Origin of the sequence: Microbacterium sp. SORGH_AS_0428 (genome assembly GCF_031453615.1) — a bacterium.
GTDB lineage: Bacteria > Actinomycetota > Actinomycetes > Actinomycetales > Microbacteriaceae > Microbacterium.
The window spans coordinates 2,632,153-2,650,300 of record NZ_JAVIZT010000001.1 but is presented as its reverse complement, the minus strand read 5'-3'; the positions used below and the strand labels follow the sequence as shown (position 1 = coordinate 2,650,300).

Below are 18,148 nucleotides of genomic sequence, written 5' to 3'. Positions count from 1 at the left end.
GCGCCGCCGCGCGCATGTCGCTCTCGAGGGGGTCGGCGACCGGGCGTACCCTCGAGAGGTGACCCCCGAACTCGCCGCCCGCATCGTGGCGGACTCCCGCGATCGGGTCGCGTGGATCCGGGCGCGCTCGCGTGGAATCACGGCGACGGATGTGGCCTCGCTCACGAGCGAGCGGGCGATCGCGAAGGCTGCCGACCAGAAACTGGGCGGCTCGAGGTTCTCCGGGAACGCCTACACCGATCACGGTCGGCGCCGAGAGCCCGAGATCGCTGCCTGGGTCGCGGCGACACACGGCATCCAGCCCTCGTCGGCCTTGTTCCACGCGGTCGTCGAGAAGCGGCACCTCGCCACCCCCGACGGCATCGCGGTCGATGCCGAGGGCCGGGTGACGCTGGCGGAGATCAAGACGACCAACAAGTCGTGGCGGTCGATCCCGCGCGGTTACCTCCGACAGGTGTGGTGGCAGCAGCACGTGCTCGGCGCAGAACGCACGCTCGTCGCCTGGGAGCAGCACGATGGCTTCGTCCCCGTCGACGACGAGCCGCGATGCGCATGGGTCGAGCGCGACGAGGTCGAGATCAACAAGCTCGTTCGCCTTGCGACCGCCCTGATCGACGAGTTGCACCTGCGCACCACCCGCGGTCGCGTGCCCGCGCCGATTCCCGAGGCTCCGCCGCGTCGCGAGTACCGCGCGCTCGTCTTCAGCGACTGACCCCGCCGTCGCGCGCCTCCGGCACACCTCACCCGCCCCGCATCCGCACGATCGGGAATAGTTGACGCGTCTCAACGATTGACCATATAGTTGACCCAACTCAATCGTTGACATACATCAACTTACTGCGCCGATGACGCCGCGCCCCACTGAAGGATGCCGCTGTGACCACCACCATCTCCCGACCGACGGACGCGTCGAGCAAGACCTCGCGCCGTCACGTCCTCGAAGCCCTGTCCGGCCTGCTGCTGGGCATGTTCGTCTCGATGCTCGCCTCGACCGTCGTCTCGACCTCGCTCCCCGTGATCATCCACGACCTCTCGGGGGACCAGAGTTCGTTCACCTGGGTCGTCACCGCGACCCTGCTGACCACCGCGATCACCACCCCCATCTGGGGCAAGCTCGCGGATCTCACCAACCGCAAGGTGCTCTACCAGCTGGCCATCGCGATCTTCGTGCTCGCCACGGCGGCCGCCGGGTTCTCGCAGAGCCCCGAGATGCTCATCGCATTCCGCGCGGTGCAGGGCATCGGCGCGGGCGGTCTGGCCGCGCTCAGCCAGGTCATCATGTCGGACATCATCAGCCCGCGTGAGCGCGGGCGCTACATGGGCCTGTTCGGCGCCGTGATGGCGGTCGCGACCGTCGGCGGCCCGCTGCTCGGCGGCGTCATCACGGACGCCTGGGGCTGGCGTTGGAACTTCTTCGTCGCGCTTCCCTTCGCCGTCGCCGCCCTGCTCATCGTGCAGCGCACCCTCCACCTGCCCCGGCGCACGCCGCGCAAGGTCTCGATCGACTACACGGGCATCGTTCTGCTGGCCACCGCCGTCTCGCTTCTGCTCATCTGGGTGACCCTTGCCGGAAAGTCGTTCGACTGGTGGAGCCTGAACACGCTGTTCATGGTCGGCGGCGCGATCCTCGCGACCGTGCTGTTCATCGTCGTCGAGTTGCGGGTGCGCGAACCCCTCATCCCGCTGACGCTCTTCCGCAACCGCACCTTCACCCTGGCCGTGATCGCCTCGATCGCCACCGGCATCGCCATGTTCGGCGCCTCCGTGTACCTGAGCCAGTACATGCAGTCGGCTCGCGGGGCCACGCCGACCGAGGCCGGCGTGATGACCATCCCGATGATCGCGGGACTGCTCGTCGCCTCCATGGGCGTCGGAGCGCTGATCACCCGGTTCGGCCACTGGAAGCCCTACCTCATCGCGGGCGGTGTGCTGCTGACGGCAGGCTCCGCGCTGCTGTCGACGATCCACTACGACACCCCGTTCGCCCTCGTGTCCGTGTACATGTTCCTGTTGGGCGCCGGCGTCGGCATGACCATGCAGAACCTCGTGCTCGTCGTGCAGAACACGTCGCACCCGAGCGAGATCGGCGCCGCGAGCTCGGGCGTCACGTTCTTCCGCAGCCTCGGCGGCACGATCGGTGTCTCCGTGATGGGCGCAGCCCTCGCGGCCCGGGTGACGGACCTGCTCGCCGATCGGGCGGACGAGGTCCGCACGGCGCTGGCCGGGCTGGGCAAGGCGGGCGCGGAGTGGGCCACGCAACTGAGCTCGGGCACTCTGCCGCAGGTCGCGGCGATGCCGGAGCCGCTGCGCGTCATCTTCGAGGATGTGTACGCGAACGGCATCTCACACGCATTCCTCATCGCGGTGCCCGTCGCCGTTCTCAGCGTGCTGGCGATCGTCTTCCTCCCGAACACCCCGCTGACGCGGATGACCACGACCGAGCGGGCGCATGCCTCCGAGGCCGATCTGGCGACGGTCTCGGTGCCCGAGGCCATGGCCACGTTGACCGCGACCGGCGCCGTCACGACGCAGTCGGGTACGCCGGATGCGGGCGACGAGCGCAAGTAGAGTGATGACGATGTCCGAGAAGTCGAGCGACGAGGAGCGCACCGAGGCCGTGCGTGCACTCGAGGCCCAGTTCAGCGACCTCATCGGACAGTTCCGACGCGTCATCAGCGAGAACGCGCATCGTGTCAGCCCGGGACTCCTTCCCGGGGCGTACAAGGTGTTCACGACCATCGCGCGCCACGAGACCGTGACGCAGGCGACGCTGGCGGATCACCTGCTGCTGGACAAGGGCCAGCTGAGTCGGACCGTGCGCGAACTCGAGGCCCTCGGTCTCATCACGCGCTCCCCGGACCCTGCCGACGGACGCTCGAGCCTGCTCTCCCCCACCGAGTACGGGCTCGAGCGGCTCGCCGCCGCGCGCGCACCGCAGGAGGGCGTGCTGGTACGCGCGCTCGAGAGCTGGGACGTCTCGGACATCGACAACCTGCGCCGCCTGCTCCAAGCGCTGATGGCCGGCATCAACCCCGACACGGTCTCCTGACGATCAGCAGGAGCCCCCGCACCGGCATCCGGTGCGGGGGCTCCTGCTTCGTGGGTGAGGTCAGCCGGCGTGCACGGCGATCTCGTGCACGCGGGCGATCTTCGCTTCCGTCGTCGATGCGGAGGGGTTGGTCACCACGAGCCTCAGCTGGTCGACGCCGGCGACGCCGACGGCGATCTCCCGCGCACCCTGCGTGTTGCCGGTGACCGTGGCCGCCGTCTGCCATCCGGCGCTCGTGTGGACCTCGACCGAGAAGTCCACCAGCACCGTGCCGACGCTGCTGCCGTATCCGCTGTACAGCCCCACCGAAGCCACATCGAGCGGCTGGGCGAAGGTGAGTGTGGCCGTGGGTGCCGTGTCCCCCACCGCGGAGAGCCAGCGGCCCGCGTCCGAGCAGTCGCCGTCGACCAGCTTCGTGCCCGGCGTGGACGCACTGTACTGCGAGGAGACCTGCACGCTCGCACCGATCGCATCATGATCCGCGCACGGGGACGTGTTGGGGGCGCCTGCCAGCCAGTCCTTCACGAACTGCCCCTGATGCTCGCCCGCGAGGATGTTCCAGTCGTAGTCGAACATCTGCGGCTTCCAGAAGTTGTCGAGGATCCAGGCCTGCCATCCGATCCAGGGACGCGCGTCCATGTATGAGCGAAACGGCACGCCCCAGTTCGTCGTGGTGCCCGCGGTGATGGAGTCCGAGAACTCACCCGGCGGGTTCCAGCCGAACTCGCTGACCACGACGGGCAGCGTCTGGGCAGCGGTGCCGAACTTCTGGTCCAGCAGGGCTGTCGTCGGTGACCCCTGGTTGGGGTAGAGGTGGTAGACGTAGGCGATGTTGCCACCGACGATGGGGTCGGTCAGCGCACCGTTGAGCATCGTGCTCCACTGCGGAGAGCCCATGAGCAAGAGGGTGTTCGGTGCGACGTCGCGGATGCCGTCCACGACCGGCTGGATGTAGTCCTTCCAGGTCGTCCAGCTCGCCGGAGAGATCGGCTCGTTGAACACCTCGAACACCACGTTGGGATTCGAGCCGTAGAGGGGCGCGATGTAGTCCCAGAACCGCTCGACCGTGGAACGCGGCACGGCGCCGGCTGCATCCCCGTAGTTGCGCACGAGGTGCAGGTCGATGATGAGGTAGACACCGCGCTCCACCGCCTGAGCCACGTAGGGGGCGATGTACTGGGCGTCGTAGGCGGCGAGATCCGTCGTCGCGCCGATCTCGGTGACCGGGAGCCGGACGACCCGTGAGTTCCAGTCCACCGCCACATCGATGAGCTCGGATGTGGGGCGCGCGTTGCAGTACTCACACAGGTCGTTCTGCTCCGGCGCGAGAACGGAGACGCCGCGGAGAGCGACATCCTGGCCGTTCGCGTCGACGATGCGGTTTCCTTCGACCTGCAGTGCGGGCAGCGTCGCCGCCGCATCCGCCGCTGCGGCTTCGGGCTCCGCGACCGCGTGCGCGGCGAGCGGTACGGACAGCACCGCGGCGGCGAGCGCCGCGGCGAATCCGAACGCCCAGCGCCGAGGGGCGCGTGAGGAGGATCGGTGCATGGTGTGTTCCCTTTCCTGTTCGTCGCGGGCCTCGTTGCCTACGACGCTTCCGGCCGGAGCCGGGAAGACCCTTCAGCCGGTGGGCACCGCCGCATCCCGCGAAGCGGACTCCGGCTTCCAGTGATGCGTGCGCACCTCCTCGGGCCAGCGCAGACTGATCCCGAGCGTGCCGGAGAGAAGGCTCTGATAGTCCTCCCGCAGCCGCGGATCGGCGCGGACGGCGCGCGGCGGCGTGGCCCGCTGCAGGCTGAATGCCGCGAGCGCCCCGACGGCCTCGCCGATGGCCCACTCGACGGGATGCAGCCGGTAGCACCCGTTCGTGATATGGGTGGTCCCGATGTTCTTGCCCGCCGGCAGCAGATTGTCGACGCGCACCGGCAAGAGGGCCCCCAGCGGGATCTGGAACGGGTACGACTCGATGTCGACATAGGTGCGACCGGCCGTGCTGGGATGCAGGTCGATCCGGTAGTGACCGAGGCCGACGCTGTCGGCGAAGAGCTCGCTGCCGGCCCCCGCCCCTCGCGCTTCGACGCCGACATGCTGCTCCAGCACTCGGAACTCAGTGAGCGCCCGTCGCGCCTCTCGGATGTACGGCGCCTTCGCGTAGCCGTCGGAGGTGCCCGTCACGTCGCCGCGAAGACGCAGCCCCGGATAGCCGTGCCCGCCGTCCTCGCGGGGCGCCTCGGTCTGCATCCAGTACAGGAACGAGGCGGAGAGCTCCCGGCTGGCGGCGAGCGCGCGTTCGCGCTGTTGCTCGTCGACGCCCAGCAGCGGCGCCTCCCAGTAGTCGATCTGGGGCCAGTTCACGAGTGAGACGTCGGAGTCGATGGTGCCGTCACGGAAGTTCTCCGCCGCGACCACCCGCCGAAAGCGCCAGAGGTCGAACGGCACGTCGGGCGTCGGCCGCAGCTGGAAGATCGGCCGGGTGCGCACGCGCAAGCCGATGGGCTCGACATCGACCCACGACAACTGCGGCCCCGGCCAGAACGGATCCACGTGCGTGCGCCAGTGGTCGTACCGTGCGGGCTTGTCACCCGTGTGGTCCTCCCCGGGTCGGTGCTCGAGCGCGAAGCACCACGAGATGGCCTGCTGGTCCATCGGGTCGGCGGTCTCCGGCGCATGCAGCTCGCCCGTGTCGTCACGGCCCTCCGCTCCCACGACGTGCTCGACGCCGCCGAGCTCGAGCAGGTCCCCCAGCTCCGTGGCGTCGACGACGATCGGCGCCCGCAGCTCCTTCTCCGTGCGGTCGGCGGCGCGCACCGTGACCGAGCGGATGCGGTCGGCCACCACCTCCACGGCGACCGGTCGATGCTCGAACAGCACGCGCAGCCGACCCGAGGCCAACCACGGCGCGATCATCTCCTCGATCACCGCGGCGGCGACACGAGGCTCGTGACAGAGGCGACTGACGATCCCCAGCCCCGGATCCAGCAGCGGGTCCGCGGCGGCCTTCGGGGTCAGCGGGTAGTTGCGGCGGTAGTACGCGCGCACGCGCTGCCGGAAGTCGGTGTAGCCGGGCGAGGCGTGCGATCCCTCGATCCAGGCGTTCTCGTCCGGCGGCACGGCCTGGGCGGTGAGCTGGCCGCCGAGCCAGTCCGTCTCCTCGGTGAGCAGCACCCGCAGCCCCAGCCGCAGCGCCGTCAGCGCCGCCGCGACACCGCCGCATCCGCCGCCGACGACGAGCAGGTCCGCGTCCGGGCCGCTCATACGCCACGCTCCGTTCGCGCCTCGGCGACCGTGGCGCCCGCGACGAGCTCGCACCGCACCAAGACGCTCTCCCGGGGCGCGGTGGGATCCTCGACCATGGCGATGAGCCGGTCGACGGCGATGCGGCCGATCTCCTTCCGCGGGATGCGCAGATCGCTCCACCCCGCGCCCGTCGCCGCGGTGTCCTCCAGCACCGCGACCGACACGTCGACCGGGATGGAGACCCCGCGCTGCGCGAGCCGGGCTCGCAGCGTATCGGCGATCCGCTCGGATTCCACGACCGCGGCGGTCGCTCGGCCGGTCGCGAGGGCGTCGACCACGGTGTCGGGAAGCCCCGCGACCTCGTCGGTGTATCCGGGCGAGTCGTCGCGGAGCTTCAGGTGCTCCACGGCCTCCCGGTAACCGGCGCGGCGATCGTCGTAGGGCTCGCCGCCGATGGAGTCCCTCACGTACGCGATGCTGCGGTGGCCGAGCGCGTGCAACCGCTCGACGATCTCGGCGGCGGCGCTCCAGTAATCGGGGACGATGCAGGGGAACGGCGCGCCCGGAACATCGCGGCGGCCGATGTGGACGAAGGGATATCCGTCCTGCCAGAGCCTGGCGAGTTCCGCACGGTCGGGGGTCATGCCGAGCAGGATGCTGCCGTCGGCGATCGTGAGGCGGTTGGTCTCGGCGCGATAGATGCGACGGGTGCCCGAGCCGTCGCCCGTGGAGCTGAAGAGGACGAGGTCGTGTCCGCTCTCCTCCGCCCGCTCCTCGATGCCGAGCAGGAACTCGAAGTAGAAGGACTCGCGCGCGTGCGGGAACAACGGCTCGAACGTGTGGACGCCCAGCAGCTGGGTGCGCTTGCCGCGGAGGTTCCGCGCCACCGGGTTGGGGACGTATCCCAACTGCGCGATCGCATCCTGCACCCGACGCCGCGTCTCCTCGGGGATCCGGGACGACGACGCGTCGCCGCTGATGACCCGGGACACGGCGGACTGCGAGACCCCCGCGAGTCGCGCGACATCGGCCTGGCGCGCGACGCGCCCACGAGGGGGGAGCGAGGACTGATCGGTCATGCGGATGCCTCCGTCGGCGTCTCGGGGGTGGGGGCGGTCATCGAAGTGTCGTCGATCAGGTCGGCGCGGCCGACCTGATGCAGCCAGCAGTCGGCCCAGTGTCCGTCCGGCTGCACTGTGCGCGGGGGCGCCTCGGTGCGACAGCGCTCCATCGCGAACGGGCACCGCGGATGGAACCGGCACCCCTCCGGCGGCTCGATCAGGCTGGGCGGCTCGCCGAGGTCGTCGGCCGTCCCGAACAGCTCGTCACGGTCGAGGGTCGTGGCACGGTGCGGATCGGGAGAGGACTCGACGAGCATCTTCGTGTACGGATGCTGGGGGCGGGAGATGACCTCGTCCTTGGGCCCCGCCTCGACCATCTGCCCGGCGTACATGACGACGATGTCGTCGCACAGGTAGCGGGCGCTCGCGATGTCGTGCGTGATGTAGAGCATCGCGAGGCCGTCCTCGCGGCACAGGCGGTTCAGCAGGTTGAGCATCTCGAGCCGGATCGACACGTCGAGCATCGAGATCGGTTCGTCGCCCAGCAGCACGCGCGGTTTCACGGCGAGCGCCCGCGCGATCACCACACGCTGGCGCTGACCGCCGGAGAGCTCGTGCGGGAACTTGTCCAGGAAATCGCGGGCGGGGCTGAGACTGACCCGTTCGAGCAGGGCGATCATCTGCTGCTCGCGCTCGGCACGCGTGGTCGCGCTCTGGTGCAGCCGAAGCGCCCGGTCGAGGTTGTGCCGCACTCGGTGAAGCGGGTTGAGCGAGCCGAACGGGTCCTGGAAGATCAGCTGCACGGCCTTGCGGTAGGCCTTGTCCACGTTTCGTCCGGTCGCCACCGGCCGCCCGTCGAGCAGGATCTCGCCCGAGGTCGGCTCGTAGAAGCGGGCCAGCATCCGAGCAAGCGTGGTCTTGCCGCTGCCGCTCTCCCCCACCACCGCGGTGACGCGCCCCGGGACGAGGCGGATACTCGCCCCCTCCACGGCGCGCACGGTCGCGGAGCGACCCACGGCGCCGGTCACCGTGAAGTGCTTGGAGACATCGATGGCCTCCAGAACCGCCTCGCTCATGCGGGGACCTCCTCATCGTGCAGGTGACAGGCGACCTCGCGCCCGCCACGGGTGCGCGGCAGCGGCAGTTCGCGCGCGCACTTCTCGAACGCGCGCGGACACCGCGGGGCGAACGAGCACCCGGCGGGCAGCGCCCGCAGGTCCGGCGGCGTTCCGGGGATCCCCTCGAGCCGCGTGGCCGTCGCATGCAGCGGCGGGAACGAGTCGCGCAACCCCTTCGTGTAGGGGTGCAACGGCGAACGGTAGATCTCGGACGCGGCGGCCAGCTCCACCACCCGGCCCGCGTACATCACGGCGATGCGATCGGCGAGCTCGAGCAGCAGTGACAGGTCGTGGGTGACGAACACGACCGCGAAGCCGAACTCCCGGCGCAGGCGCAGCACCTGCGCCAGGATCTGCCGCTGCATCACGACATCCACGGCCGTCGTGGGCTCGTCCATGACGATGAGCTCGGGACGGCACGCGAGCGCCAGGGCGATGGTGGCACGCTGCCGCATCCCGCCGGAGAGCTCGTGCGGATAGCTGCGCACGCGGTCGGCGGAGATGCCGACGAGCGACAGCAGGTGGCGCGCCTGATCCCAGGCCGCCGCCTTCGAGAGCGAACGGTCGTGGGTGCGCAGCACATCCACGAACTGCGCACCCAGCCTCATGACGGGATTCAACGCATCCATCGCGCTCTGCAGCACGATCGACAGGCGCGTCCAGCGCAGCTCCCGCAGTCTCTTGGGCGCGAGGGTCACGAGGTCGATGGCCTCGCCGCCCTCACGCGGGTGGTACATGATGCGGCCGGCGGTCGTCACGGCCGGCGGACGCTGGAGGCGCGTGAGCGCCGTGATCAACGTCGACTTGCCCGATCCGGACTCCCCGACGACCCCGAGGATCTCCCCGCGGCGCAGGGAGAACGTCACGTCGGCGCAGGCACGGGTGGGGGCGCCGAGGGACGCGTACTCCACGCTGAGCTGCTCGACCTCCAGCAGGACGTCGTCGTCGTGTTCGGACACGGATGCGGCCTCCGCACGGCTCTCGGCGGCGATGGTCATCTCAGGCTCCTTCCACGGCGACCGCGGCGCGACGCACGCGCGCGGTGCGCTTGGCGACGAGGCGGGATGCCGAACGCAGCTTGGGGTTGGCGAGCTCGTCCACGCCGAAGTTGATGAGTGCGGCGGCCGTGCCGACCAGCGCGATGCAAAGGCCCGGAGGCACGAGCCACCACCAGAGTCCTCGCAGCACGGCGCTCTGCTGCTGGGCGGCTTGGATCATCGTCCCCCAGCTCACAGCGGAGGAGTCCGAGACCCCGAGGAAGGCCAGGCCCGCCTCGGCCATCACGCCGCCGATCAGACCGCCGAGGAACATCGAGGCGATCCACCCGTACAGGTGCGGGAGCACCTCGGTGAAGATCAGGCGCGTGTGGGACTCGCCCATCATCCGCATCGCCTGGACGAAGTCGCGGCTGCTCACGCTCATCGCCTGCGCACGGAGTGTCCTCGCACCGCCGGCCCAGCCGAAGACGCCGATGATGACAGCGATCATGACGAGGCCGGTGCCCTGCAGATATCCCGCGACCACGAAGATCAACGGCAGGACCGGCATCACGAGGAAGAGGTTGGTGACGAAGTTGAGTGCCTGACCGGTGACGCCGCGGAAGTAACCGGAGGGCACGCCCACGAGGATGGCGAGCAGAGTGCCGATCGCCGCCGACAGGAAGCCGACGAACATCGAACCGCGAGCGCCCTCAACGACCTGGGCGAGCACGTCCTGGCCGAACTGCGTCGTTCCCAGAAGGTGCTGCGGGCTCGGCGGCTGCGAGATGGCGGAGATGTCGTTCGCGCGCGCATCCAGTCCGAAGATGTCCAGCAGCAGCTGTCCGAACAGCGCCAGCAGGACGAAGAAGGCCAGCACGACGATACCGAAGGTCACTTTGCCGTTGGCGAAGAGGCGGTACTTCATGTCACTTCTCCTCTCGCACGCGCGGGTCGAGCCAGGCGTAGACGGAGTCCGCGATGAGGTTCGCCAGCAGCACGGTGAGCGTCACGAGGAGGAAGACGCCCTGCATGACGGGGTAGTCGCGTTTCTGGAGCGCCGAGAAGAGCAGGTAGCCGATGCCGGGGTAGCTGAAGACGATCTCCGTCAGCAGCGCGCCGCCGACGACTCCGCCGAGCGCCATCGCGAAGCCCGTGAACTGGGGCAGCATGGCGTTGCGGGCGGCGTACCGCCAGCGCACGCGCGCCGACGACAGCCCCTTCGCCTGGGCCAGCAGCACGTAGTCCTCGCCGACGGTGGTCACCGTCATGTTGCGCATGCCGAGCATCCAGCCACCGAAGGCGGAGAACACGATCGTCGCCGCGGGCAGCGCCCCGTACTGGAGCGCGCTCAGGATGAAGGGCAGGTTGAAGCCCACCGGGAGGTTGGGGTCGTACCCGCCGGCGAGCGGGAACCACCCGAGGATGAACCCGAAGTACCAGACCGCGAGCAGCGCGATCCAGAAGTAGGGCACCGAGGAGAGGAAGGTGGTGAGCGGGGTGACGATCGAGTCGAACCGCGATCCCGCCCGCCACCCGGCCGCCACCCCGAGGGCCGTGCCCAACAGGAATGCAGCGATCGTCGTCGTCCCCACCAGCAGCAGGGTCCACGGCAGGCCCGCGGCCACGAGATCCGCGACCGGCACGGGGAAGTTCACGATCGAGACGCCGAGGTCGAACCGCGACAGCTGCACGAGATATGCGCCGTACTGCTCGAAGAGGTTCTCCTGCGGGTTGCCGAACAGGCCCTGGATGGACTGCAGCGTCGCCGGGGGCAGCGCCTGCCCGCTCACCCGCTCCAGCTGGTCGATGATGGCCGCAGACGGGTCGCCGGGCATCAGGCGGGGGATCACGAAGTTGAGCGTGATCGCCGCCCACGCCGCGGCCAGATAGAAGCCGAGCCTGCGCAGCAGGAACATGCTCCGGCCGCGCCGGGGCCTCTTCTTGGCCGTCACCTGCGCCACGCTGACCGTGGCGGAGGTGACGGCGCCCGGTGCCAGGCTCATGATGCGGGCGTGAGCGAGAGGAGGGTGCGGATGGTGTCGGGCCCGAGGCTCGGGAAGGGCACGGCGTCGAAGTCCTCCGGCGTCGGCCAACCCTTCCAGTGCGACGCGTTCACGTCGACGAACCAGTACGAGTTGTACAGCGGTGAGAAGGGCACCTCGTCGACCACGATGCGCTGCATCTGCATCCCGAGGTCCTTCATGGTGGCCTCGTCGGCGGCCCGGGTCATCTGGGCCAGGACCTCATCGGTCTCGGAGTCGTTCCAGCGGCCGATGTTGGTGGCCGCGGCCGTACCGAGCGGCTCTACGTAACGGCTGTCGAGGAAGCTGTACACGCCGTACACGCCCGCTCCACCGGTCGTCGCGATGGTCAGATCGAAGTCGCCGGTCTTCTGCTGGTCGTACAGGGTCGCACCCGGTGCGCCCGCGGGGGCGACGGTGACACCGAGAACCTTCTTCCAGCTGTTGATCATGATGTCGGCGTACGCGTTCCAGCCGAAGTCCTGGTTGAACGAGAGTCGCGGCGTGAAGGTCTTGCCGTCCTTGACCAGCGCCCCGTCGACCACCTCGTAGCCGCTCGCCGCGAGGGCGGCGACCGCAGCGTCGGCGTCGACCTCCTGCACCATCCCCTGGTACTCCGGAGCGATCCAGTCCGAGTAGATCTGGTCGACGAGGCCCGTGGGACCGGCCTCGGTGCCCGGGCGATTCAAAGTGGCGGTGATGTCCGACCGGGGGATCGACATCGCGAACGCGCGCCGCACGTTGACGTCGTCGAACGGCGCCTGGGCGGTGTTGTACATCATCGAGTAGGCACCGCCGGTGGCGTAGAGCTGGTAGAGGTTCGTCTCGGGGTTCTGCGCGACGAACTCCTGCTCTGCATTGGGCCAGCCCACGGGGGCCCAGTCGACGTCGCCGCGCAGCAGTTGCGCCTTCACCGTCTCGCCGCTGGTCGCGAGGATCTTCATGTAGGCCATGGGCAGCGCGCCACCCCAGTAGTCCTCGCGCGCCTTGAGGGTGACCTGCTGCGCGGCGAAGGCGTCGAGGGTGAAGGGACCCGTGCCCACCGGGTCGGGGTTGGTCCAGGTGGTCAGATCCTGGTCTTTCCAGATGTGCTCGGGCACCATCGGCAGCGAGCTGGATGCGAACTGGTTCAGAGCGGCGAACGACGGTTCGTCGAAGGAGACCTGCACGGTGTCGTCGTCGACCTTCTCGACACCGGCGTATGTGACGCCGGCGAGGTTGAGCTCCGGACGCTCGAGCGGAAGCGAAAGGGAGTAGGCCACGTCATCGGCCGTCAGCGCCTCGCCGTCGGAGAAGGTGACGTCGTCGCGGATGTCGATCGTGAGCGTGGTGCCGGACTCGTCGAAGTCGAGCGACTCGGCGAGCCACGGTTCGACGACGGCGCCGTTGGCATAGTCGATGCGCGCGAGCGGCTCGTAGATGAGCTCGGCGTTCGGAGCCTTCTCAGTGGCGGGCCCGAGGACGTTGTAGTTGCGGACGTAGGTGGTGCCGCCGTCGGACTTGCCGAAGATGATCGTGTCGGCTCTGGTTCCGCCGGCTGACGTCGTGCCGGCCGTGCAGCCGGCGACGGCGACGAGGGCGGATGCCGCGAGGACGGCGGCGAGGACTCGTCGGGTGGTGCGCATTCCTGTCTCCTTCGACTGGATGTTCTCGGGGTGTCACCGTGGCGGCGAGCCGCGATGCTCTGATGCGGGAAGCACGCTGTTGTGCTCCGGAGGCCACCTTGTGTTCATTCGTATGAGCAGCCGATTCAGCTCTCTCGAATGGATGCTTCTACGTATGAGCACGAGGTTATGAAGTAGCCCGGCCGAAGTCAAGACCCCAGCCGGACTTCTTCGGGACTACTGGTTGCGGAAGGCGTCGTCGAAGGAGGCGGTGGGTGTGGGCCAGAGCAGGCTCCGGACGAACTGGACCGCTTGGGCGGCGCCGTGGAGGCGGTCCATGCCGGCGTCTTCCCATTCGATCGAGATCGGCCCGGTGTAGCCGATGGCCTCGAGCGCGCGGAAGGAGTCCTCCCAGGGAACGTCACCGTGACCGGTGGACACGAAGTCCCACCCCCGGCGAGGATCCCCCCACGGCAGGTGCGAACCCAACACCCCCGCACGCCCGTTACGCGGCCGCATCCTGGTGTCCTTGCAGTCCACGTGATAGATCCGGTCCTGGAAGTCCCAGATGAACCCGACCGGATCGATGTTCTGCCACATCATGTGCGACGGATCCCAGTTGAACCCGAACGCCCCGCGGTGATCGATCGCCTCCAGCGCCCGCACGGAACTCCAGTAGTCGTACGCGATCTCCCCCGGATGCACCTCGTGCGCGAAACGCACCCCCTCCGCGTCGAACACGTCCAGGATCGGATTCCACCGCGCCGCGAAATCCTCGAAACCCGCCTCGATCACGGACGCGGGAACCGGAGGGAACATCGCCACATACGGCCAGATCGACGACCCCGTGAAACCCACCACCGTGTCCACACCGAGCTTGCGCGCCACCCGCGCCGCCCGCGCCATATCCTCCGCCGCCCGCCGACGCACCCCCTCCGCATCACCATCACCCCACACGTACTCGCGCAAGATCGCCTCATGCCGGAAATCGATCGGCGCATCGCACACCGCCTGACCGGCCAGGTGGTTCGAGATCGCGAAGACCTGAAGACCGTGCCTGTCGAGGATCTCCCGCCGCGACGCGACATACGCATCATCCTCATCCGCACGACGCAGATCCAGATGATCACCCGACGCCGCGATCTCGAGCCCGTCGTAGCCCCAGGATGCGGCGAGGCGCGCGACCTCCTCGAACGACAGATCCGCCCACTGACCCGTGAACAAGGTGACGGGATGCATGCCGGTCATGGGGACTCCTTCGATGCGAGGGGGATGCCGGTCGATGCGGGGACGGGGGCGACGTCGATCCAGCGACGCTCGCGGGCGGACGTGAGCACGGCCTCGGTGATCTCGGCGGCCCGAAGACCGTCGGCGAAGGTGGGCAGACCGTCCGGGCTCGCGCCCTCGAGCACCGCGTACGCGTCGGCGACGAAGGCGTTGAAGGCGTCCTGGTACCCCATCGGGTGACCCGCCGGCACGAGCGAGAGCCCGCGGTCGCCCGGCGCATCCGGATCTCGCAGCACGAGCTGCGATCCCTCGCGGGAGCCGATCCACAGCTCCTCCGACCGCTCCTGGGCGAAGCGGAGGCTGCGGGACGAGCCGTGCAGCTCGAGAACGAGCCCGTTCTTGCGACCGGGGGCGAGCTGGCTGACCAGCAGCGTCCCCAGCGCCCCGCCCTCGAGTTCGACCACCACCGCGGCGATGTCCTCGTTCTCGACCGGCGCACCCGCGCGCGTGTCGAACACCGTCGAGGTGCGCGCCGAGAGAGCGACGATCCGTCGGCCGGTAACGAACTCGAGCAGATCGCAGAGGTGGGAGCCGATGTCGGCGAACGCACGCGACGCCCCGCCGGCGACCGCATCCGCCCGCCAGTCGGTGTCGCCCGCATCCAGCAACCAGTCCTGCAGATACGCGCCGTCGATCGTGAGGATGCGCCCGACGGTCCCCGTGGCGACGAGCTCACGCGCCTGGCGCACCACGGGGTGGTACCGGTACACGAACGGCACGGCCCCCGCGACGCCGGCCTCCTCGGCCGCGACGACGACCGCGCGCGCGTCGTCCACCGAGGTGGCGAGGGGTTTTTCGCAGATCACGTGCTTGCCCGCGGCGAGCGCGGCCAGCGTCTGCTCCGCGTGGTCGCGGTTGGGGGTGCACACATGCACCACGTCGATGTCGTGCGCAGCGATGAGCTCTGCTGCATCCCTGGCCGGACGTCCGATCCCGAGGCGATCCGCGGCCTGCGCTGCGCGCCCGGGCGACGAACTGGCGAGGGCGACCAGCCGCGCACCGGCGGCGCGCGCCGCACGGGAGTGCACCGCCGCCATGAAGCCGCCGCCCAGGAACCCGGCGCGCACCGGAGCGAACCCGGTCACAGCGTCGTTTGCCGCGGGTCACGGTCCTCGGGCACGAGGGGCAGGGCGTCGACGGTGCTCGCAACGGCCACAGCCGCCCGCGTCTGCACGGATTCGTCGATCGCCACCAGGGTGTCGAGCACGTGATAGCCCAGCCGGCCCGTGGCGATATGTGCGACATCCGAGCGGATCGCCCGCGCCATGTCGAGCACGCCCAGCCCTCGACCCGCCTCGACGCCGACGGGCGCGACCGTCTCCCAGACCGGGTCTGCGCCACCGTGCACGCGCCCCACGCGTACCTCGCCTCCGAAGGTATTGGGATCGGGCACGATGAGCGCACCTTCCGTGCCGTTGATCTCGATGACTCCGCTGCGGGCGAGCGCGGCGTCGAAGCTGAAGACGCTGTCGGCGGCCGCGCCGCTCTCGAAGCGGGTCAGCGCCTGGACGTGTGTCGGCACCTCGACGGGGAAGCTCTCCCCCACCCGGTTCCCCACTCGGATCTCGCGAGTGGTGCGGGAACGGGTTCCGAGCGCCATCACCCGATCGACCGCGCCGAAGACGCTCACGAGAGCCGAGACGTAATACGGGCCCATGTCGAAGAGGGGTCCGGCGCCGCGGGCGAAGAGGAACTCCGGGTTGGGATGGAAGGTGTCGGGGCCGATGTACTGCATGGCCGTGTGCGCCGACAGGGGGACGCCGATGTCGCCGCGCAGCACGGCGCGCCGCGCGGTCTGCAGCCCCGGGCCGAGGATCGTGTCCGGGGCGACGCCCACGCGTAGGCCTTCGGCATCAGCGGCGGCCAGCAGGGCGAGCGCACTCTCCCGGTCGATACCGAGGGGCTTCTCCGACCAGACGTGCTTGCCGGCGGCGATGGCCGCCGCGCTGACCGCGGCGTGCGCGGCCGGGATGGTGAGGTTGACGACGATCTCGATGTCGGGGTGGGCGAGCACGTCCTCGGGCGCACCGGCGTGCGGCACCCCGTGGCGGGCCGCCTGCGCCGCCGCGCGAGCCGTGTCGAGGTCGCCGATCGCTGTCACGCGGAGGTCGGGGAACGAGCCGAGGTTCTCGAGATAGGTGTCGCTGATCATGCCGGCGCCGATGACGCCGACAGCCACGGGCCCCGTGCCGGTCATCGGATGCCCGCCTCTGCCAGGAAGGCGATGCCCGCCGCGAGCGCCTCGAAGAGATCGCCGTCGTACTCGTCGAACTCGAGCACCGCGAGCTCGAGCGCGCTCGCCGCCGCCAGCGTCGCCGCGAGCGGTACCTCACCCTGTCCCGCCGGCACCTGATCCAGGGCGCCCTGAGGTGCGTCCGGGAGGAAGGGATCGAACGCCGTGCTGCCGTCCTTGACGTGCAAGGCTCGCACCCGCCGCCCGAGGCGGGTGACCAGCGCGGGCACGTCCTGCCGCCCGACAGCCGCCCAGTAGGCGTCGAGTTCGAGGACGACATCCTCCCGCAGCAGCGAGACGAAGAACTCGTAGGCGCTCCGGCTGCCGATCGTGTGATGGAACTCCTGCGAGTGGTTGTGGTACCCGACGCGCAGCCCTCGGGATGCGGCGACCGCCGCCGCGTGGTTCAGCCGATCGGCCGTACGACGCACCGCATCCTCGTCGCGCCAGTGCTCGCCCCACACCATCGGCTCGAAGACCGTGTGTGCGCCGAGGCGGACAGCCGCATCGAACACCTCGCCCAGCGTCGCAGCACCGTCCTCTCCCGCACCCACCAGCGAAGCGTGAACGCTCGGGCTGCGTAGGCCGTGACGCGCGAGGGACTCCGCCAGGGCCGCACCCCCTCCCACGATGTCGTAGGCCTCCACCCGGCGCACCCCGAGCCGGGCGAGGTGCGCCAGCGTCTCCTCCCGATCGACGGACAGCGCCTCGCGCAGGGAGTACAGCTGAACGGATAGTGCGGCTTCGGTCATGGGGGTCCTCGTTTCTCTGACGCGACGATGCGCAGGCGCACGGGCGGCGATGCCACGCGATGGAATTGACGAAAACCGACAGTAGTGCCGGTTTTTGGTTTCGTCCAGTCCCTATAAGGTCATCCCCATGCCCGAACCCTCTCCGCGCGGCTACGCCAGCGGTCGACGCCGCCGCGATCAGGTCGTCTCCGCGGCCTTCGCCGCATTCGGCACCGTCGGTTACCGGCAGGCGAGCATGAGCCAGATCGCCGCCGATTGCGGCGTCTCCCGAGCCGGACTCTTCCACCACTTCCCGACGAAGGAGTCGCTCCTCGAGGCCGTCCTCGATGAGCGGGATCGGCGTCATTCGCTGCGCTTCTTCGAGGGTGCGCCAGGCCCGGGCCGCGATGGACTCGACCACTTCGCCCGGCTCGTCGCGCTCACCGGCGCCAATGCCACGACCCCGGGGATCGTGAGCTTGTATGCCGTGCTCTCCGCGGAAGCGACCGACCCGGCCCACCCCGCCCACGCGCACTTCGTGCGTCGGTACGAGAACTCACGCCACCACCTCACGATGGCCTTCGAGGACCTTCGCTCCCGCGGCCTGCTCCGAGACCCTTCCGTTGACGGACTCCGCCTGGCGGAGGAGATCATCGCCATCATGGACGGCCTGCAGATCCAGTGGCTGCTCTCGCCGACGGCCGTCGACATGCCCGGCCGCCTGCGCGAGCGCCTGGCCGAGATCATCCGCGTCGAGCTTCCGGATGTGCCGCCCAGGCCGGCAGCGGAGGTGTGAGGTTCTCCGCACGGTGACACCGGGGTAACGC

Annotated in this window: 16 protein-coding genes; 4 read left to right on the top strand and 12 right to left on the bottom strand. The window is 69.5% G+C overall.

Features of this window, described 5'->3' with window-relative positions:
* Positions 1–58: 58 nt before the first annotated feature.
* From QE374_RS12895 to QE374_RS12885, 3 genes are all read left to right on the top strand, one after another.
* Complete coding sequence (locus QE374_RS12895) at positions 59–712, top strand: YqaJ viral recombinase family protein (RefSeq protein ID WP_309735471.1); 654 nt, start codon at positions 59–61, stop codon at positions 710–712.
* A 164-nt stretch (positions 713–876) separates the two neighbouring features.
* Positions 877–2,568 carry an MDR family MFS transporter gene (locus QE374_RS12890; protein WP_309735469.1) on the top strand — a complete coding sequence of 564 codons (1,692 nt, stop codon included), beginning with the start codon at positions 877–879 and terminating at the stop codon, positions 2,566–2,568.
* Between the two features lie 10 nt (positions 2,569–2,578).
* Positions 2,579–3,049, top strand: coding sequence for a MarR family winged helix-turn-helix transcriptional regulator (locus QE374_RS12885; RefSeq protein ID WP_309735467.1), 471 nt, complete (start codon positions 2,579–2,581; stop codon positions 3,047–3,049).
* A gap of 60 nt (positions 3,050–3,109) precedes the next feature.
* On the opposite strand, the gene QE374_RS12880 is transcribed toward QE374_RS12885, so the two are convergent.
* The 12 genes from QE374_RS12880 to QE374_RS12825 form a co-directional block, all read right to left on the bottom strand.
* Positions 3,110–4,597 carry a glycoside hydrolase family 5 protein gene (locus QE374_RS12880; RefSeq protein ID WP_309735466.1) on the bottom strand — a complete coding sequence of 496 codons (1,488 nt, stop codon included), beginning with the start codon at positions 4,595–4,597 and terminating at the stop codon, positions 3,110–3,112.
* A gap of 72 nt (positions 4,598–4,669) precedes the next feature.
* Positions 4,670–6,304, bottom strand: a complete 1,635-nt coding sequence (locus QE374_RS12875) for an FAD-dependent oxidoreductase (protein ID WP_309735464.1) — start codon at positions 6,302–6,304, stop codon at positions 4,670–4,672.
* Positions 6,301–7,365 (bottom strand): LacI family DNA-binding transcriptional regulator, encoded by a 1,065-nt coding sequence (locus QE374_RS12870; RefSeq protein ID WP_309735462.1) that lies wholly within the window; start codon positions 7,363–7,365, stop codon positions 6,301–6,303. The genes QE374_RS12875 and QE374_RS12870 overlap by 4 nt, the downstream gene beginning before the upstream one ends.
* Positions 7,362–8,423, bottom strand: coding sequence for an oligopeptide/dipeptide ABC transporter ATP-binding protein (locus QE374_RS12865; protein ID WP_309735460.1), 1,062 nt, complete (start codon positions 8,421–8,423; stop codon positions 7,362–7,364). The genes QE374_RS12870 and QE374_RS12865 overlap by 4 nt, the downstream gene beginning before the upstream one ends.
* Positions 8,420–9,463, bottom strand: coding sequence for an ABC transporter ATP-binding protein (locus tag QE374_RS12860; protein WP_309735458.1), 1,044 nt, complete (start codon positions 9,461–9,463; stop codon positions 8,420–8,422). Before QE374_RS12860 ends, QE374_RS12865 begins: the two co-directional genes overlap by 4 nt.
* Position 9,464: 1 nt before the next feature.
* A complete protein-coding gene (locus tag QE374_RS12855; RefSeq protein ID WP_309735456.1) occupies positions 9,465–10,370 on the bottom strand; it encodes an ABC transporter permease in 906 nt (301 codons plus the stop codon).
* Position 10,371: 1 nt separating this feature from the next.
* Positions 10,372–11,448 carry an ABC transporter permease gene (locus QE374_RS12850; RefSeq protein WP_309735454.1) on the bottom strand — a complete coding sequence of 359 codons (1,077 nt, stop codon included), beginning with the start codon at positions 11,446–11,448 and terminating at the stop codon, positions 10,372–10,374.
* Entirely contained in the window at positions 11,445–13,091 is a 1,647-nt protein-coding gene (locus QE374_RS12845) for an ABC transporter substrate-binding protein (protein WP_309735452.1), read from the bottom strand. Before QE374_RS12845 ends, QE374_RS12850 begins: the two co-directional genes overlap by 4 nt.
* Positions 13,092–13,307: 216 nt before the next feature.
* Positions 13,308–14,318, bottom strand: coding sequence for a sugar phosphate isomerase/epimerase (locus QE374_RS12840; RefSeq protein WP_309735450.1), 1,011 nt, complete (start codon positions 14,316–14,318; stop codon positions 13,308–13,310).
* Positions 14,315–15,442, bottom strand: a complete 1,128-nt coding sequence (locus QE374_RS12835) for a Gfo/Idh/MocA family oxidoreductase (RefSeq protein ID WP_309735448.1) — start codon at positions 15,440–15,442, stop codon at positions 14,315–14,317. Before QE374_RS12835 ends, QE374_RS12840 begins: the two co-directional genes overlap by 4 nt.
* Positions 15,439–16,554, bottom strand: a complete 1,116-nt coding sequence (locus QE374_RS12830) for a Gfo/Idh/MocA family oxidoreductase (RefSeq protein ID WP_309735445.1) — start codon at positions 16,552–16,554, stop codon at positions 15,439–15,441. The genes QE374_RS12835 and QE374_RS12830 overlap by 4 nt, the downstream gene beginning before the upstream one ends.
* The gene (locus tag QE374_RS12825) at positions 16,551–17,342 is read right to left on the bottom strand and encodes a sugar phosphate isomerase/epimerase (RefSeq protein WP_309735444.1); all 792 of its coding nucleotides are present in this window, start codon (positions 17,340–17,342) and stop codon (positions 16,551–16,553) included. Before QE374_RS12825 ends, QE374_RS12830 begins: the two co-directional genes overlap by 4 nt.
* A gap of 127 nt (positions 17,343–17,469) precedes the next feature.
* Here QE374_RS12825 and QE374_RS12820 point away from each other — a divergent pair, with 127 nt between their 5' ends.
* A complete protein-coding gene (locus QE374_RS12820; RefSeq protein ID WP_309735442.1) occupies positions 17,470–18,117 on the top strand; it encodes a TetR/AcrR family transcriptional regulator in 648 nt (215 codons plus the stop codon).
* The last annotated feature ends 31 nt before the right edge of the window (positions 18,118–18,148 follow it).